The following is an 18,635-nucleotide window of genomic DNA, read 5'->3' on the forward strand; positions in this document are numbered from 1 at the left end:
CGTGGCGGTGATCTGGCTGACAACGATCAACCCTTTTTCTGGGCTTCCATCAGGTTGGTGATTTCCTGCTGGCCCTGGGCGCCGCCCATGCCAGGCACCTGGTCGCCGGTGCGGTCGGAAATCTCGGCAAAACGGGCGGCGATCTGGTCGGCCGCGTCCTCGTCATCACCGATATAGACACCCTTGGTCAGGGTGATATGGGCGGTTTCAAAGGAACCGGCACCCGCGGCCAGGATGGTGCGGGTCGGTGCGTCTTCGGAGCACAGGAAGACCACGCCCGGCGAAACGGTCTCCGGCTTCAGCTTGTCCAGCACCTCCTGGGGCAGCACGCCTTCGGTCATCTGGGTGGCGGCGGTGGGAGCCAGAGAGTTTACCCGGATGTTGTACTTCTGCCCTTCCAGAGCCAGCGTTTGCATCAGGCCCACTACCGCCAGCTTGGCAGCGCCATAGTTGGACTGGCCGAAGTTGCCGAACAGGCCGGACGACGACGTGGTCATCACGATGCGGCCATACTGCTGGTTGCGCATGATTTCCCACACTGCCCTGGTGCAGTTCACCGAGCCAATCAGGTGCACATCCAGCACCTTGGTGAAGTCATCCAGTTCCATCTTGGCAAAGGTCTTGTCCTTCAGGATGCCGGCGTTGTTCACCAGGATATCCACCCGGCCCCACTGGTCCATCACCTTGCTGACCATGGTTTCCACGGCGGCATAATCCGACACGGAACAGGCGTGGCTTAAGGCCTCGCCGCCAGCAGCACGGATCTCCTCCGCCACCGCTTCCGCGGGCTCCGCGCCCAGGTCATTGACAACAATTTTGGCGCCACGGGCTGCCAGTGCGAGGGCGTGGCAGCGACCGAGGCCACCGCCGGCACCGGTGACGATGGCGACCTGGTCGTTGAGTTGGATGGTCATGCTTGGTACTCCTGAATTGTTGTGTTTCCGGGTGGTTGAAAAGAAGGTCGAGTATAGAGGTATGAAAAGACTCTGTCTTATATGAAGGCCATTTGCAGTTTCCCTGCCTGGGCTCTCACGCCTTCCAGAATGGGTTCGCTGATATGAGGCGGGAAGTCCTCTGGCAATTGTGCCACCACCGCTTCAATGGCAGGGTCGGTCTGTTCGGTGACTTCATTCATCAGTCTCCTGGCCTGTACTTCCGAGAAACCAACATGCCGTGCGGTGCTGAGGAAGTGGCGTGGTTCGATCCGCGACCAGTGATAATGACGATTCCGGCCCTTAAGAGACATGGCCATTTTTGCCCTGTTGGCAGGCAGGCTCCCATGGGCCATTAATGGGTAAGCGGAGATGACGTCGTAAAACGGGGTCATACGGAATGAAGAGCCAGGTTCAATAAACAGGCTGAAGTTTTTGGCATGACCATCAATAGCCGCAAGCAGCCAGAACAGGATCTGTGCCTTGAAGAACCGCGCACGGTCGCCGTTGGGTTGCTGGGAACCCAGCAGGAGCTCCATGCCGTCGCGAATGCCGGGACCACCTTCGTTTTCATATTTGAATGCGGGTGCAATGCCAAGGGCCTGACAAAAGTCCTCTTGGGGCAAACGTATTAACCATGAGCCATCCGTCGACCATCGTCTGTCAAAGCGCTCCACGACCAGCACGGTCTGCTGGCCGAATTGCGCCAGGTTGGAGTTGGTAGTCCGTAAGCCGAATGCGGCCAGCAGACGGAGACAAAGCCACTCGTTTTCGCTGCTTTCCCGCAGGTCGATATTGCTGTGATCCAGATAGCCGATAGGCAATTTGAAAATATGACTGGTCGGTGTGCTTCCAGTAGGGCGATGCCATTGCCCCTTATGCCATAGTAATGCCGTTTTTTCCTGAGCGCCGGCCAGGGAGATACGAAAATCGTGGTCCCGGTCCATACCCAGCGGGGCCCCCTGATAGCTTTTCAGGATACGCTCAATCTCACGGTCATTGACCGGCTCGGACGTTATAGCGGTGACGTCGGGCACTGTCTGGTTTTCGGGATAGAGCTGGATGGCGCCAATACAATCACGGCCAACACTGGCCAGCAGATCGAAAGGGTGGCTGGTGGGCGCCTGGAACCTGGCCTGCATACGGGTCCGGATGGCCTCGGAGTCCGGCAGCAGGTTGTCAAAGAAGTTGTAAACCCGTTCGCCCTTATACAGTCTGGAAGACAGAGGCAGAGACAGGGAGATGGCCCGTGCTCCGGGCTGCTCCAGCCAACCGGGATGATACTGGAAGCTCATGGCGCCGGAGCTCTCGAGAGTCAGGTGACCAACCTCCACGCCGTTCATGGCAACGGTGAGTCTCGCCATTCGTTACCACTCCTGTTTCCAGCCGGTTCCAGCAGGTGACTGATTACGCTCGGTAATACTCAGTTCGAGATTGAGGGCGGACAGTAGCCGGAACAGGGTCTCGACCCGGCTCTTTTCCGGGTGGTTTTCGAAACTGGACACTGTGTTCTGCTTGATGCCGACCAGCTCAGCCACTGACTGCTGGCTAAGGTTATGGTCTACCCTGGCATTCCGTATGGCCTGGGCCAGCAATTCCGGCGATGTGATCTTCATAATTACCCCCTGTAGCGGATAAACAGAACATTATCCCCTGCAGAGGGTAAAGTCAATGTTATCCTCTATAGGGGGTAAAATGTGCTAGTCGTCTGTGCGCAGACTCCTGGTTGTCAGTGCTGCCACAACTGCTCTGCCAATCCCGACGCCCGCACTACCCGCTGCGCCACGCTTTCCTTCAGCACGGACTCATCCCCTGCAATCAGGCTGAACCAGTGCCGGGCACACTAGCTCCCGTGTCATGGCATCCTCAATCTCCTCCTGTTCATGTATGTGTCTGTTGACCAGTGCGGAAGAAACTGGGTAATCTACTATCTTGATACTATCGGATGGGTATCAATTCACTACATTAAACAAGGATGTGTTATGTCTGCTTCATTGCCTCTCTACGCTCAACCCTTTGTCTCGCCGTTCCAGAACACTTATTTTCAACGCAGATTAAAAGCCCGGTTAGATAATCAAACCGATCTCAATAAACTCTTCAAAGCGATTGACTCGGATTTTGACCTCCATGGAGCAGGTGTAGTCTATATTGACTCCAGAGGTACGATGGTAACGCTGCGCGAGTTTGAGCCCATATGTCAGATTAAGCCGGTAAAAGTTGTTCTGATTGAACCTATGAGTACCAGGCCAACTGCTGAAGTGATAGGTGACATCAAAGCTGGTAAAAGAGAGTCGAAGCTTGCCCAGGAACTTTTGAATGCAGGCCTATCCTGCGGTGCTGCGGTCCTTGGGTGGGCGGCTGTTATCGTGTCAACCGGGGCGATTCCGGTTACTGGTGGCACCAGCACGGCCGTATCTGTAATAAGTTATTCGGCAGCAGCTGCTGGAACTGCTCAGTGCGCGAATGGTGTCGCACGCTCATGGACTGAACATTCGAATCCTGAGGCTCTCGACGAATTCGATAATCAAGAATGGTATCAATATACCCAAACCGCCCTCGATGTTATTTCGGTTGGTGGTGCGGTGGTAAGTGGTGCTGTTACAGTGAGGTTGGTTATGAGGCTGAGGTCGCAACAGCATTCGTTAAGAGAAATTCTTTATAATAAGCTTAATCGTCAACAGAGAAAGCGTCTTACCGAAGAGCTCATCGAAATGAACCAGCCAGGTATTTCGGCAAAAATGAGGAAGCATGCCCAAAGACACGGTTTGCTGCCAAAAAGGTATAGCCACACAGATATATCGAGAACAGCTCTTGTTAAAATAAAGGAATCGTTGTCTGGAACATTGTCCCTGACTGGTAGCGCTACATCTGGTGTTATTTCTCAGATTATGATCGGTATATACAGGGAGTACGACTGATGGGTTCTGATGGGGGTGGGTTGTTCCGGGCACTTGTCCCGGCCGGGAGTTTCAGGCTTATTTTTTCAATAATCTGCTCTGTTATTGCCCTGGTTTCAGCGTGTGCTTTGGCTATTTTGGTGTTCGGCCAGGAGTTGGATGGCGACTTCTTGTCGAAGATAATTTTGGTGGTTTTTTTTATTGGGGTCTTTCTTGTAGTTCACCCTAACTTCAGGTTAACCCGGGGGGCGAAATGGCCGCTGACTTATATGTCAGTGCTCTTGTTGTTATGTATTTTGCTGACACTGGCCACTCTTGTCTGGTCGTATGTCCATGATATAAGGGATATTTATGTTGGTGGACTCGTAGGCTTGATTGCTGGCGTAGTCGGGCTTTGGGGCTATAGGTCAAAGTCCGTGGAAAAACTGAGGGCACACTTTGCTCAAATTTGGCAGGACGAGTATCGAAGGAGAGAGTATTTGCGAAATGGCAAGTGATCAGAGGCTCCATAGCCTTCTCGCCCCCAACTAATCCCACAACCGCTCCGCCAACCCCGAAGCCCTTACCACCCGCTGCGCCACGCTTTCCTTCAGCACCGCCTCATCCCCGGCAATCAGGCTGAACCAGTGCCGGGCGCGGGTGATGCCGGTGTAGACCAGTTCCCGGGTCAGTACCGGGCTGAGGCGGTCCGGCAGTACCAGGCAGGTGTGGGTGAACTCCGAGCCCTGGGACTTGTGCACGGTCATGGCATAGACCGTTTCCAGCTGTTGCAGACGGCTGGGGGAGATCCAGCGGATGTTGTCGGTGCCGTCGCTGGCGGGGAAAGCGACCCGCAGGGTGGGCTTGGGCTGGCCATTCTCGTCGGTGTTCCAGGGCAGGCTGAAGGTGATGCCGATGTCGCCGTTCATCAGGCCCAGGTTGTAGTCGTTGCCGGTGACCAGCACGGGGCGGCCGGCGTACCAGCCCTCCGCCCGGGGGATCAGTTTCTGCTCCAGCAGCTGGTGGGCGATCAGGTCATTGAGGACTTCCACGCCCCAGGGGCCCTTGCGCAGGGCGCAGAGGACCTGGAAATCACTGAAGTCCGCCAGCACCTGCCGGGCCAGGGTGTCCCAGTCAGCGAGTGGGCTGTGGGTGCTCAGGGTGTGGTCGCGCATGCGGGTCAGGTAGTGGCGATAGCCCACGGGTGGTGGCAGGGTCTGGCCATTGACCAGCCGGCCTTCGCCATGGTTGTGAAACGCTGCAGGTGTTCCGGTTTCCGTGTGATGGCAGATCAGCCTCTGCGCGTCCTCGAGACCCGGACCAGCGGACAGTATGGCCACATCCTCAAAGTCACCCCGGCGAGCTTTCGCCAGCAGGCTGTCATCCAGGGCGTTGGTGTTTACCGCATCCGCCAGCTTGCGGATGCCGCTGTCCTGATGAAACCGGTAGCTCTTGCGCAGCATGGCCACCGCCTGATCCATGGCGCTGCCGTTGTCATCCCGCAGTGTGCCGGGTACCTGTGCACCGGTAATGGTGGCCAGCCAGTTCGCGGTTTCAGGGGTGTAGTGGGCCGGACCGGCACGCTGGCAGAGTTCCCCCAGCACTGCGCCGGCATCCACCGAGGCCAGCTGGTCCCGGTCCCCCAGCAGGATCAGCTGGGCGCGCGCGGGCAGGGCGTTGATGACCGATGCCATCAGGTCCACATCCACCATGGAGGCTTCGTCGATCACCAGAATATCCACCAGCAGCGGGTTGTCCCGGTTATGTCGGAACTGGCGGGAATCCGGCCGGCTACCCAGTAGCCGGTGCAGAGTGGTGACCCGGGTGGGAATGTCCTGCTGGTCGACCTGGCCAGGCAGGTTTTCCAGCGGTAGCCGGCTGACGGCGCCGCCGATGGATTCGTTGAGTCGTGCCGCCGCCTTGCCGGTGGGGGCCGCCAGGCGGATGCGGTACTTGCGTCCCTGGCGCTCGGGAGATACGCCAGCCACCGCCTGCAGGGCAGCCAGCAGGTTGACCACGGTGGTGGTCTTGCCGGTGCCGGGGCCGCCGGTGATGACCGCAAAGCGGTTGCGGGCCGCCAGGGCGCAGGCCAGTTTCTGGTAGTCCACCTCGTCCTTCGGGGGAAACAGGGTGTCCAGCGCAGAGTGCAGGGTTCCGGCCTCGCTGGTCCCGGTATCCGATAGCGGCGACGACTGCTCCAGCCGATGCCGGATACCCTCGGCAAGGCGCTGCTCATAGCGCCAGAAGCGCCGCAGGTAGAGTCGGTTGTTATCCAGCACCAGCGGGGTAGCCTGATCGCTGACAGTGGCCGCACAGGAGGCTTCCAGCACCCGCCGGCATTCCTCCAGACTGGTCCGTGCCAGCAATTGATCCGGTCGGGGCAGCGCCGGTGGTTGCTCTGTAGGCACTGCGGTTGCCGGTTCTTCCGGGGGCAGCGACAGGATCTGGCTGGCATCACCGAGCAGTGCACCGAGGTCGATGCAGACATGGCCCCGGCCCACCTGATGGGACACCAGCGCCGCCAGCAGGATCAGCAGCGGTTCGGGGGGCTCGCCCTGCTCCTCGCTGAGGCTGCGGATCAGGCATGCGAACTCCCGGTCCAGGGGGCGGATCCAGCCCTCTTCCTGCCAGCCGGCCAGCAGCTGTTCCATGCCGTCCGGGTCCGCGAACGGCGCTGCGGCATCGACTGTTGGAACGGTTGTTGTGGATGGCGTCGGGGCCATCGGAGGAGACTCGTCTGTTGCCTCTCCCAGATCCAGGGTTATCTGGTGGTCATGGGTGGGTTTCCGGCGGCTCATGCGGCTTCTCCCCGGTCGGTGTTGCCATCGAACAGGGCATCCAGAGACTCAATCAGTTGCCTTGGTGGCTTGTCAGCAAAGACGCCCGACGACGGGCTTTCGATACCCCGCAGGAACAGATACACGGCGCCGCCGATATGGGTATCGTAGTCGTAGTCCGGTAGGCGGGCCTTGAGTAGCCGGTGCAGGGCGAGCAGGTAGAGCACGTACTGCAGGTCGTAGCGTTTTTCCAGGATGGCTTCCCCCATGGCCTGGCGGGTGTAGGCGCTGTCGTCCTCGCCCAGGGTGTTGGACTTGTAGTCCAGCACGTAATAGCGGCCGTTATGCTCGAACACCAGGTCGATAAACCCCTTCACCATACCGTTGAAGTCCTGCTCGTCCACCCTTGGGCGATCGGCGCCGTTGAGGGTGTGCTGGCTCACCAGGGCATCCATCCTGCGGGTGCTGACGTGACAGCTCTCGAACCAGAACTCCAGTTCCGGGCGCAGGGTGGTGAGGGATGCCAGGCTGGCGGTTTCGGTGCCGTCACGATCCAGGGGCAGTGGCTGGCGGATAATGGCCAGCAGCCATTGCTCCAGCGGCTCGACCCAGTCACTCCATCCCCGGGTACGACAACGGCGGGCAAGCTGGTCCCGCAGCCGTGCCGGGTCACTGGCGATCTCGCCCATGCCCTGGGCGGTACACCATTCCAGCAGTTCGTGCAGGAAGGTACCGGGGCCGGCACCTTTGGGGAAATGGTGCTGGTTGCGGGCCGCGGGTGTTGCGGTGGTCTGCTCCGCTGTCTGGCGGCTTTCCTCCAGCAGGTTCTGGGCTTCGGCGTCTTCCACTTCATCCACAAAGGTGATGCCCGTGCCAGTCAGGCCGGTGTATTCGATGGAGGAGTAGCTGGCGATCCACCAGTTCTCCCGAGCCTCGCGGGTGGAGACCAGCGCTGGCCCCAGGGTTTCCGGGGCGTCTTCGTGGTATTGGGTATCCTCGGCCGGGGGCAGCGGCTCGACGGTGATGGCCGGCTGGTTTTCGGCCAGCGACTGCAGGCAACGATCCAGTTCTCCGCTGGCTTCACCCTGGCCATCCAGCAGGTAACCCAGGCCGCTCAGGTGCCAGTCGGTCAGGGCGGCCGCCCCCACCCAAGTGGCGTGGCGGGCCCGGGTCAGAGCCACATACAGCTTGCGGATGTCCTCGCCGAGACGTTCCCGGTCGGCCCGGGCCACGTCCTCCGGTGCCGGATCGAACACCGTGACCAGCTGGCCGCTGTCATCGTGGTAGCGGACGAACGCCTGCTTCTGGTCCTGGGCGCGGAAAGCGGTGCCGAAAGGCAGGAACACCAGCGGGTATTCCAGGCCCTTGGACTTGTGCACGGTGATCACCTTTACCAGCCCGGCATCGCTTTCCAGGCGCAGGGTGCGGTGTTCGTCTTCGCTGTCGGCGTCCCGCAGGATCTGGGTGAAGTGGTGGACCAGGGCGTGTTCGCCATCCAGCTGCAGGCTGTCCTGTTGCAGCAGCTCGGCGATGTGGAGAATGTCCGTGAGTCGCCGCTCACCGTCCGGGCGCTGTAGCAGGCGGCCAGGCACCTCGAAGTCCATCAGGAAACGGCGCAGGGTGGGCAGTACACCCTGGCTCTGCCATTGCTGTTGATAGCCCATGAAGCGCTCGATTTCCCGCTCCAGGGCGATCTCGTCAGTGAGCAGCTGATCCAGATAGTGCCATGGCAGCCCCAGGGTGGGCGTGGCCAATGCGGCCCGGGCCAGGGACAGTTGCCGGGGCTCGGCAAAGGCCCGCAGCCAGCAGAGCATTTCCTGGGCTTCCGGCGAGGCAAGTACCGAATCCCGGTCTGACAGGTAGACGCTGCGGACACGACGCTGGCGCAGGGCATCACGCACGGCGGAGGCTTCGTTGCGGTTGTTGACGAGGATGGCGATATCGCCGGGCCGCACGGGGGCCAGGTCGTCCGGATTGTCGTTGGCGGCAAAGCCGGCCTGCCCGGACTGGCCCAGGGTGAGCAACCGGGCCACTTCGCTGGCGCAGGTGTCCGCCACCTGGTCCGTGGCTCTCCCTTTGGCGAGAGCCACAGGTTCACCTTTCCCATTGTCTTCGTCACTTTGCAGGGTCCAGAAGCGGAGGCTGGGCTGGGTCTCGCCCTGCACCGACCAGGTCCGTCCGGTGCCGTTGGCCTTCACCGGCTGGAAGGGTAGCGGTGTGCTGTCCCCCTTGCCGAAAAGGAACGCCCCGTCCCGGGCATGCTGGTCGCCATGCTCGAAGACCCGGTTGACCGCATCCACCATGGCTTGTGATGAACGGAAGTTGCGGCCCAGGGTATAGGTGCGGTCCTGCACGCCCCGGCGGGCTTCCAGATAGGTGTGGATATCGGCGCCCCGAAAGGCGTAGATGGCCTGCTTGGGGTCGCCGATCATCAGCAGGCAGGTGGCCGGATCCGCATCCGCCACCCGGTAGATCCGGTCGAAGATGCGGTACTGCACCGGGTCCGTGTCCTGGAACTCGTCAATCAGCGCCGCCGGAAACTGGCGTCGAATGGTGGCGGCCAGTTGCGGGCCACGGGGGCCCTGCAGGGCGTCGTCGAGGCGGGTCAGCAGGTCGTCGAAGCCCATCTCCGAGCGTTTCTGTTTCTCCGATTCCAGGCGCTGGCTGATCCAGTGGCTGGCATGGCGCAGGATATCCGCACGGGCGCTGGGCTGGTTCGCGCTGAAGTCCATCAGCTCGGCTATGGCAGCGAAGGCCGGGTGTTCCGGCAGCGGGCCGTCGCCTTTCACTATCTTTTCCAGGCCGTCGGGGGTCTGGTTTTTCAGGCCGGCCTTGTCCAACCCTTCCGGCAACAGGTCATCGGATGTCGCCCACGCCAGCAGGTTGTCCCAGGCGGTGACCATGGACTTGCGGCTGCTGCCGTGAAGGCGCTTGCCCAGGCCTTCCAGCAGGTCGGTCACCTCGGTTTTCCACTGTGACCAGGGCAGGGCCTTGAGTTGATTCGACCGGTCACGGCGCGCCTGGACGGCCCTTTCGATAGCCCCATGAACGTCGTTCTCAGGCATGGGCTGCTTGCCCGCGTCCGCCAGCAGGTTGCGGACCGACTTGCGCAGGTCTTCCGGGGTCTTCCAGTGGTCGAGCACCTCTTCCATCAATGCCGGTGGCAGGGGGTAGGCAAAGGTGCGCCAGTAATCCCGCACCACTTCGTCCAGAGGTTCGGTCTGGTCCGTTTCCAGAGTCAGGCGGAACAGGCTGCCGCTGTCGAAGGCGTGCTCGCTGAGCATGCGGTGGCACCAGCTGTGGATGGTGGACACAGCGGCCTCGTCCATCCATTCCGCCGCCAGCAGCAGGCGCTTGCGGCAGGCCGGCCAGGTGGCCGGGTCCGGGTAGCTCTCGTTCCGTAAGTCGTAGATCAGGGCCGTTTCCGGCGGCGGGCTGGTGTCGTCCGGTGCATCCGAAAACACCTCCGCCGCCTGGGTCAGGCGGGCACGGATGCGGTCCCGCAGTTCCTTGGTGGCGGCTTCGGTGAAAGTGACCACCAGCAGGTTGGGTGGATCGATGCCCTGGCCCAGGGGGCTGTCTGCCGCCTGGCCGTGCCCCAGTACCAGCCGCACATAGAGAATGGCGATGGTGAAGGTCTTGCCGGTGCCGGCACTGGCCTCGATCAGGGTGCTGCCGTTGAGGGGCAGGGTCAGCGGGTTCAGGGTGGTGCTTTGCTGGCTCATGACGCCCCCTCGATCTGCTCGCTGGCGGACTTGTCCTGCTCGGCTTCCCACAGGGGCACATAAAGCTGGTGCAGCCAGCCCTCGAAGGCCTCATTGACCAGTTGTTCCGGCGTTTCAAAGGCGCTGCGCAGGTAGCCATTGTCCCGCTGCAGGGCGGTTTCGTAGACCTGCCGGGCATCGTCGATGGCCTTGTCGTGGTCGGCGCGGAACTTCTTGCTCTGGTAGAAGCTGTAGATCCATGCGAAAGCCGCGTCGCAATGCAGGGGCAGGGCGCGGGTGGTGGCGTGCATCCAGCCGGTGAGCATGGCCTCCAGATGCTTGCGGGCCTGTTCCGCCGGCAGGGGCGCGAAGGTAATATTCCGCTTCTCCTCCTTGCCCAGGAGCAGGGTGGTGAACGGGGTCTCCGTGAGCTGGCCGGCCAGATGGATGACCCAGTCGGTCATCAGGTTGGCATAGCGCACCTTGCGGTTGCCGCCGGAGCCGGACAGCAGGCTGGAGCGGGACACCACCACCCGGCAGAAGCCGCCGTCAGGGCTGGTGCGCAGCCCGTCGATCAGGTCCAGCAGTTCCACCGAGCCCAATTCGCTGGTGACGCTGTGCTGGAAGGTGATGGGTTCCGCCACCGCCTCCGGCCATTCGGCCAGGGCTGTCCGGTAGCGGCCGTGCAGATCCGGCAGTCGTTCGGCCAGTTCCGAGCGCAGGCGGTGTTCGGTCAGGCCCATGCCCAGGTCACCCCGGCGGGCCATGCGGTCCAGGGTGGTGTGGATGCGTTCCTGCAGTTCGTCATCGCCATCGGCCTTGAGTACGGCCTCGCCGATCAGCTCATTGTCCAGGCGCCAGCGATCCAGGCCGTTGAGGTCGAAATTCTCGTTGTCGGTGTCATCCTCTTCCACGCCCTCGAAACGCACCTGCAACCGACGCTGGAAGAAGGTCTCGATGGGTTGCTTGAGAAAGCTGGCCAGTGCCTTGAAGGTGATGGGCTCCTCAGGTGGCTGCCAGGGAAGGGCCGTGCTTTGCTGCGTTTCCGGCCCGGCACCGTGGGCACTGCGCCATTCCCGCTCGTAGGTGAACAGATTGCGCTCCCGCAGGATGTCGGCCAGAGGACGCGGCGGGCTGTCCGGTTCCGGCTGCAGGCCATTGACCCCGGGGAAGTAGGCCCGGCTGAAGGGCTGCAGTGGGTGTTGGGTGGTCAGGGCATGAGTAACGACCTCATCCGGCTTGCCGGCCACCTGCCACAGGCTGTCCAGGTGGTCCTGCAACTGGCTGACCAGCACCGAGGGTGGTCGTTCCGAATCATCCTTGATGCTGCGCCCCACCCAGCTGATGTAGAGCTGTTCCCGGGCGGACAGCAGGGCTTCCAGGAACAGGTAGCGGTCGTCTTCCCGCCGGGAACGGTCACCGGGTCGGTAGTCATGGGCCATCAGGTCGAAGTCCACCGGTGGTCGTGAGCGGGGGTAATCACCATCGTTCATGCCCAGCAGGCACACCTTACGGAAAGGAATCGCCCGCATGGGCATCAGGGTGGCGAAGTTGACCTTGCCGGCCAGGAAACGCTGGTTGAGGCCGCCTTCATCCAGACCGTCCAGCAGCACATCCTTGACGATATTCAGGGGCAGCGGCGTGTCCTGAAGGCCAGCGGCCAGGGCATCATCCAGCCACTGTTCCAACTGACGGCGGAAGCGGCTGAGTAACAGCAGGTCCTGGCCTTCCAGGTCCCGGAAGAACTGCTCCAGCATGTCGGAGAACAGGGCTTCCCACTCCTGCGGTGTGCGCGGTGTCTGCAGGTCGTTCCACAGGGACTCGAGCCGGGACACAAAATCCGACAGCCGCCCCGCCAGGCTGGCCTGCAGGCCGCCGATCTCGGCGTAGGGTTCGACGCCGGACCAGGGCTCGTCGTCACCCATACCGTAGCCCAGCAGCATGGACCGCAGGCCGGACTGCCAGGTATTGCGCGTCAGGTCGCCGGGCAACTCCAGGCTTTCCCGCTGCTCGCGGTGCAGGCCCCAGCGGATATTGGCGCCCTCCACCCAGCGCCGGGCCAGGGGAATCTCACCCTCGCTGATATCCAGGCGCTGGCGGATGCCGGGCACCTCCAGCAGGCTGATGATCTCGCTCACCGCAAAGCGGCTGCGGGGCAGGCCCATCAGGGTTTCCAGGGCAATCAGCACCGGCTCGTGGTGGCGCTGACCCTGGTCGGAAATGGTGAACGGAATATAGCGGGTACTGCCCGACTGGTAGCGACCGAAGACCGCCTGGATGTGGGGTGCGTAAACGTTGATGTCCGGCATCATCACGATGACGTCACGGGGTCGCAGGGAGCTGTCGGCGTTGAAGGCGGCCAGCAGCTGGTCGTGGAGGACCTCCACCTCCCGTTGGGGGCTGTGGGCATCGTGAAAGGCCAGCGAGTGATCCTCGGCGAGTTCCAATGTCCGTTGCTGGTCGCGGATTTCCTGCAACGGGGTCAGGTAATAGATGTCGTTCTGAAGCTGGTGCAGCAGCCGTGGCTGGTCCGGCTCGCCGTGCTCCGAGAAGATGTCGATCTTGTGGTCCGGGGTCTGGAACTGGTGCTGGTATTCCTCCGGATTGTCGAATTCATCCAGCAGCCGGATATAGTCCCGCCCCTGCTTGCCCCAGGCCGCCAGCAGCGGGTTGGCGTGCTGGTGGAGCTGCTCGTGGTCGGCGATCTTCGCCAGGGTGGGGTGATCCCTGCCTCGGCGGCGCTCGGCGTTGAGCAGGTCCCGGTCGCTGATAATATCCGCCCAGTAGAACTGGCAGGGGTTATGGACGCACAGCACCACCTGGCTGAAATAGCTCAGCACGTGCAGTGCCTCCAGGGCCTGACGGGGCAGCGACGACACACCGAATACCACGATGCGTTGCGGCAGCCGCTCCGGGTTGGCGGGGCGGTCGATGCGCTGGCCTTCCTCCACAAAACGGGTGTGGATGCGGGAGCGGCTGGTCTGGGAGAGCTCGCCCACGTCCGCCACCAGCGCCTGCCAGAGCCTGGGTTGCCAGCGGGTCTCGTCATCCAGGGGCTTTTCTTCCTGGCGGGCGGTGATCATCACCTCCCGGCCCTGTTCCCAGGCACTGAGCCAGTCGGCACGGAATACCTGGTACTGGTCGAACAGGTCGGCCACTTTCTCGGCCAGCTGGAAGGCACGCAGGTCCGGATCGGTGCCTTCCAGGAACCGGGCCAGGGGCGCGAACACCTCATCGGTGGGTACCAGCTCCGGCAGCAGTCGGTACAGTCGCCACACCAGCCGGCGCTTGTCGAAGGGGGACTGCTCCGGCACTTCGCCGTCCGGCAACACGGCCCGGTAGGCCTGCCAGATAAAGCGGGCAGGGAACAGGAATTCCATGCCGGCGGCAATGCCCAGACCGCCGTCAATGCCATCATCGGAACGCCTTTCCGCCAGGGCCAGCTTCAGCCACTGGGCGATACCGTTGCTCTGCACCAGGAAGGCCTCGCTCTCCAGCGGTGGCACTGGCGTCTGGCGGCACAGGTAGACCACCGCCCGGCGCAGGTCTTCCAGGTGGTTGGCATGGATGGCGTGGAAGCCGGGTTGTAGGCTGGCGGTGGTCATCTTGCTCCCGGTGCGGGTCGATCATCTGGTCCAGACTGCACAGGTTACCGCAACCAGTGTCCCTTTTGGTGAATTCACCTACGGAATACCGATGCCTGCTGTTCACCATCGCCATCGATGGGAGCGTCCCCGGGCCCGGCGGACTATAATTGTTTGACAAGTGGTCAGCCTGGTCCATCCATCGTCGACGAACCGCCGTAAAGTACCGGTAGCGGCGATCACTGCGGAGGGCTTCAAGATGACGAAAACACGACGTCCGATCCTTGTCGGGTCAATCCTCGCGCTGGTGTTGGTCGGCCTGTCCGCGATGATGACCGTGGCGCCCCGCGCCGATGACACGGATGCCGCCATTCGCGATGTCATCCTCAGCCAGATCGAGGCCTTCGCCAACGATGATGAGCTGGGCGCCTGGGTTCATGCCTCCCGGGGCATCCAGAAAAAATTCCGCTCACCGGAGACGCTGCTGCACGTGGTTCGCCTGAGCTATCCGGCGGTTCACCGCGCTGCTTCCATCCGCTTTGGCAAGCGCATTCCCCACGAACGGTTCGATATCCAGGTGGTACGCCTGAAGGGGCCGGAAGGCAAGCTCTGGGACGCCTACTATCGCATGGTTCAGAGGGAATACGAGTGGAAAGTAGGTGGCGTCAGTCTGCAGCCGGCGGATACGGGTATCTGAAAGCTCCGCCGGCAGACGCTGTGTCTTGAGCTGTAGCGGTACTCATCGTAGAGTTGGCCCCTCGATGTCCTCCGCCACAGGTTGCCTCCGTCAGTGATGAGCTCTCCCGACAGACAGGATCCGCGACCGCAGGCCGCAGACCTTGCCAATCCCCTGTACTACCTGGAAAACATGGAAACGGTGGTGACCTGGGTCCACCAGCACCACGGTGATTTGCTGACGCCCGAGGAAAACCGGCGTCTGGCCGGATTTGGCCATCTTTCCGTCTCGGCCCGCGCCTTATTGACCCGCATGGTAATGCGCACCGGTGACCTGTTCCGGTCGGACAAGTTGAACTACCCGGAATTGCCGGAGCCGGAATGCGAGGCTCTCGCGGAGTTAGTGGCCAGCGACTGGGTGGATGCAGCGGAGCATCTCAGGGTCGACGATCTGTTCCGATTATTCACGCTGGCGGAATTGCGCCCGGCCTTTGCCGGCGTGCTGGCGGAGCTCGGCCATCCCCGTGCACTCCCCAAGGCCCGCATGAAAGCGGTGCTGTCGGAATATTTGGGCGATACTGTGCCGCTTGTGGACTGGCTGCCGGGTCATCGTGACACTGTGATGCATCTGGCCCACATGCCGCTGTTCGACCGTATCCGCCTGATGTTCTTCGGTAACCTGCGCCAGAGCTGGCCGGACTTTGTGCTGGTGGAGCTGGGCTATCAGCAATATGAGCAGGTGACCTTTACGCCCGAGTCCCGGGCCTTTCAGCACCGTGACGAAGTGGACTGTTACCTGATCATGCACCAGTGCCGGGAACAACTGGATGAGGGGATTTCCGCCGCCGACGTCTGGTCGCAGGTGCCGGAGCCCGTGGGCAACGCCTGGCTGGCCAGCCGCCGCGACCGGCTATTGCTGGAGCTGGGCCGGCAGGCGGAACGTCAGGGCGAGCGGGAACTGGCACTCAAAGCCCTGGCGGAAAGCACCCACCGGGAATCCCGCCTGAAACAGCTGCGACTGCTGGAGCGGATGAAGCGCTTCGACGAGGCCTGGGCCATCGCCCGGGACTGGCATACGACCGAACTCAGCGATGCCGAGGCCCAGGGGCTGGGCCGTATTCTGCGCCGTGTGGCCCGCAAGGTCGGTGAGCCGGTGCCTGAGCTGCCCGCCGAGCCAGCCACTGATGACTTCCTGCTCACGCTTCCCCGTACCGGTCTGCCGGTGGAAATGGGGGTACAGCAGCACCTGTGGCAGGACCATCAGCCGGTCTTCTACGTGGAGAACACCCTGATCAATGCCCTGTTCGGCCTTTTATGCTGGAATGCTATCTTCGCGCCGGTGCCGGGGGCTTTCTTCCACCCCTTCCATGTGGGCCCGGCGGACCTGACCCGGGAAGATTTCGTGCCCCGCCGCCGGGAGCTGCTGGAACAGTGCTTTGCCCGCCTGGATGATGGTGATTACGGCGATATCATACGGGCCACCTACCGGCGCAAGCAGGGTCTGGCCAACCCGTTCGTCAACTGGCTGGTAATAACCGATGAACTGCTGGAGCTGGCACTGGCCTGCATTCCGCCGGAGCATCTGGAGGTGATGTTCCGCCGGCTGCTCCATAACCTGAAGGAGCACCGCAGCGGCTTTCCGGACCTGATCCGCTTCCTGCCGGAGGAGCCCGACCTTGCCCGGCGCTATGAAATGATCGAGGTGAAGGGCCCCGGTGACCGCCTGCAGGACCATCAGCGGCGATGGCTGGCGTTCTTCCACCGCCAGGGCATCGCAGCGCGGGTCTGTTATGTGCGCTGGCAGGATGACGGCCCGTGAAGGTAGCGGTACGCACCCTGTGCGAATTTGCCGCCCGTCGTGGCGACCTGGACTTCCGTTACACGCCGGCCCCCTCATCGGAAGAGGGTATTGCCGGCCACCAGTCGGTGCAGTCCCGGCGCGGCTATGGCTACCAGAGTGAGTACCTGCTCACCGGCGAGTGCCAGGGGCTCGAGCTATCCGGCCGCGCCGACCTGTACAACCCCCACAAGGGGCTGCTGGAAGAGATCAAGACCCACCGTGGCGACCTGTCCCGTATCCGCGGCCACCAGCGGGCTATGCACCAGGCCCAGTTGCGGGCCTATGGCGCCCTGCTGTGCCGGCAGGAACAGCGGAAAAAGGTGACCCTGTCGCTGGTCTATTACGACACCAGCAGAGACAAGGAAAGCCCGGTAACGGAAACTGCCACGGCGGACGAATTGTGGCAGGAGCTGGAAGCCCTGTGCCTGGCCTACAGGGCCTGGGCGGAACAGGAAGAACAGCATCGGGACGAACGGGACCAGCGGCTGGGTCATCTGCGGTTTCCGTTTGCGGACTTCCGCACCGGCCAGCGGCAACTGGCGGAAACCGTCTACCGCAATGCCGTGCAGTCCCGCACCTTGCTGCTGGAGGCGCCCACCGGTCTGGGCAAAACCCTGGGCACACTGTTCCCGGCGCTGATGGCCTTGCCCGCTGGCAAGCAGGACCGGCTGTTCTACCTGACCTGCCGTAACACTACCCGACAGATGGCCATCGATGCTGTCGATGCCCTGCGACAGGCACAGCCGGAGCCGAACAACTGGCCCCTGCGCACCCTGGAGCTGGTCTCCAAGGACGATGCCTGCGAGCACCCGGACAAGGCCTGTCACGGTGAATCCTGCCCGCTGGCCAAAGGCTTTTTCGACCGCCTGCCGGACGCCCGGGCCGAGGCGGCACAGGTGCGCGAGCCCCTGACCCGCGAGCGGCTGGCAACCATTGCCGCCGGCCATGATATCTGCCCCTATTTCCTGGCCCAGGAAATGGCCCGCTGGTGCGATGTGGTGATTGCCGACGTTAACCGTCTGTTTGACCAGAGCGCCTTGCTCCATGCCCTGGTCAACCAGAACCAGTGGAAGGCCAGTGTGCTGGTGGATGAGGCCCATAACCTGGTGGACCGGGCCCGGAGCATGTATTCGGTAAGGCTGGACCAGCAGCGGTTGTTACGGGTGAAGAAGGCAGCGCCAAAACCTCTGAAATCGCCCCTGAACCGGGCGGCCCGGGCCTGGCAGGACGTGGTGCGGGAGCAGGAAGCTGCGGGTACCGAACCGGTATTCCTCGATTCAATGCCCAACCGCCTGCCCGCGGCCCTGCAGGGGCTGGTGTCCGCGCTGACCGACTATCTGGCAGACAACCCGCCGGATCTGGCACTGCAGGAATTGCTGTTCGAAAGCGTGGCCTTCCTGAAGCTGGCGGATCAGTTCGGCGATCATTCTCTGTGCGAGTACCACCGGCCGGGGCGGGGCCGAGCGGCTGTCACTATCCAGAACCTGATCCCGGCGGATTTCCTGCGGGATCGTTTTGTGGCGGCGGACTCGGTGCTGCTGTTCTCCGCCACCCTGACCCCCGGCGTCTATCACCGGGACCTGCTGGGGCTGCCGGAGGATAGCCGCTTCACCTCATTGCCCAGCCCCTTCAGCGCCGGTCAGCTGCAGGTGCACTTCACGCCCCGCATCAGCACCCGCAAGCCGGACCGGGAGGCATCGCTGAGCGCCATTGCCGACTTGATCGCCACCCAGTTCCGGGAGCACCCCGGCCACTACCTGGCGTTCTTCAGCAGCTTCCAGTACATGCGCCAGGTGGCGGAGGCCCTGGCCGATCGGGCCCCGGACCTGCCTCAGCGCTGCCAGCAACCAGGCATGAGTCATGATCGACGCACGGCGTTCCTGGCCGGCTTCCGTGAGCCACAGCCAGCGGTGGCCTTTGCGGTACTGGGCGGCGTGTTCAGTGAAGGTATCGACCTGCCCGGTGACCAGCTGATCGGCGCCTTCGTGGCCACCCTGGGTCTGCCGCCTTTCGACCCCTGGCATGAAGTACTCAAGGCCCGGCTGGAAGAACGCTTTGGTGCCGGTTACGACTATACCTACCGCATTCCCGGTCTGCAGAAAGTGGCCCAGGCTGCTGGCCGCGTGATTCGCACACCGGAAGATGAAGGGGTGATCTGGTTGATCGACGACCGCTTCCTGCAACCGGCAAACCGGACGCTGTTGCCCGGGTGGTGGTTTAAGTATTGAACCAGCCTCAACCACAGGT

11 protein-coding genes are annotated in these 18,635 nt (G+C 62.3%); 5 read left to right on the top strand and 6 right to left on the bottom strand.

Annotated elements, in window-relative coordinates:
• Positions 1-26: 26 nt before the first annotated feature.
• From IE079_RS09980 to IE079_RS09990, 3 genes are all read right to left on the bottom strand, one after another.
• Entirely contained in the window at positions 27-914 is an 888-nt protein-coding gene (locus IE079_RS09980; RefSeq protein ID WP_189575938.1) for an SDR family NAD(P)-dependent oxidoreductase, read from the bottom strand.
• 77 nt (positions 915-991) lie between these two features.
• On the bottom strand, positions 992-2,296 hold the full coding sequence (locus IE079_RS09985) for a type II toxin-antitoxin system HipA family toxin (RefSeq protein WP_189575940.1): 1,305 nt from the start codon (positions 2,294-2,296) through the stop codon (positions 992-994).
• Positions 2,297-2,299: 3 nt separating this feature from the next.
• Entirely contained in the window at positions 2,300-2,548 is a 249-nt protein-coding gene (locus IE079_RS09990) for a helix-turn-helix domain-containing protein (RefSeq protein ID WP_189575941.1), read from the bottom strand.
• A gap of 366 nt (positions 2,549-2,914) precedes the next feature.
• Between IE079_RS09990 and ssp4 the strand changes: the two genes are divergently transcribed.
• Both ssp4 and IE079_RS10000 read left to right on the top strand, forming a co-directional pair.
• Positions 2,915-3,850 (top strand): Ssp4 family T6SS effector, encoded by a 936-nt coding sequence (ssp4, locus tag IE079_RS09995; protein ID WP_189575943.1) that lies wholly within the window; start codon positions 2,915-2,917, stop codon positions 3,848-3,850.
• Entirely contained in the window at positions 3,850-4,326 is a 477-nt protein-coding gene (locus IE079_RS10000) for a hypothetical protein (protein ID WP_189575945.1), read from the top strand. Before ssp4 ends, IE079_RS10000 begins: the two co-directional genes overlap by 1 nt.
• 30 nt (positions 4,327-4,356) lie before the next feature.
• On the opposite strand, the gene recD is transcribed toward IE079_RS10000, so the two are convergent.
• From recD to recC, 3 genes are read right to left on the bottom strand one after another with little or no spacing between them, the layout of a single operon-like run.
• Positions 4,357-6,606: an exodeoxyribonuclease V subunit alpha gene (gene recD / locus IE079_RS10005; protein ID WP_189575947.1), complete on the bottom strand. Its 2,250-nt coding sequence runs from the start codon at positions 6,604-6,606 to the stop codon at positions 4,357-4,359.
• Complete coding sequence (gene recB, locus IE079_RS10010) at positions 6,603-10,310, bottom strand: exodeoxyribonuclease V subunit beta (RefSeq protein ID WP_189575949.1); 3,708 nt, start codon at positions 10,308-10,310, stop codon at positions 6,603-6,605. The genes recD and recB overlap by 4 nt, the downstream gene beginning before the upstream one ends.
• On the bottom strand, positions 10,307-13,894 hold the full coding sequence (gene recC / locus IE079_RS10015) for an exodeoxyribonuclease V subunit gamma (RefSeq protein ID WP_189575951.1): 3,588 nt from the start codon (positions 13,892-13,894) through the stop codon (positions 10,307-10,309). Before recC ends, recB begins: the two co-directional genes overlap by 4 nt.
• 238 nt (positions 13,895-14,132) lie before the next feature.
• Here recC and IE079_RS10020 point away from each other — a divergent pair, with 238 nt between their 5' ends.
• From IE079_RS10020 to IE079_RS10030, 3 genes are all read left to right on the top strand, one after another.
• Positions 14,133-14,570, top strand: a complete 438-nt coding sequence (locus IE079_RS10020; RefSeq protein WP_189575953.1) for a DUF4864 domain-containing protein — start codon at positions 14,133-14,135, stop codon at positions 14,568-14,570.
• A gap of 96 nt (positions 14,571-14,666) precedes the next feature.
• Positions 14,667-16,367, top strand: coding sequence for a VRR-NUC domain-containing protein (locus IE079_RS10025; protein ID WP_189575955.1), 1,701 nt, complete (start codon positions 14,667-14,669; stop codon positions 16,365-16,367).
• Positions 16,364-18,616, top strand: coding sequence for an ATP-dependent DNA helicase (locus tag IE079_RS10030; protein WP_189575957.1), 2,253 nt, complete (start codon positions 16,364-16,366; stop codon positions 18,614-18,616). Before IE079_RS10025 ends, IE079_RS10030 begins: the two co-directional genes overlap by 4 nt.
• Positions 18,617-18,635 lie beyond the last annotated feature (19 nt).

This window comes from Marinobacter zhanjiangensis (assembly GCF_014651935.1).
GTDB lineage: Bacteria > Pseudomonadota > Gammaproteobacteria > Pseudomonadales > Oleiphilaceae > Marinobacter > Marinobacter zhanjiangensis.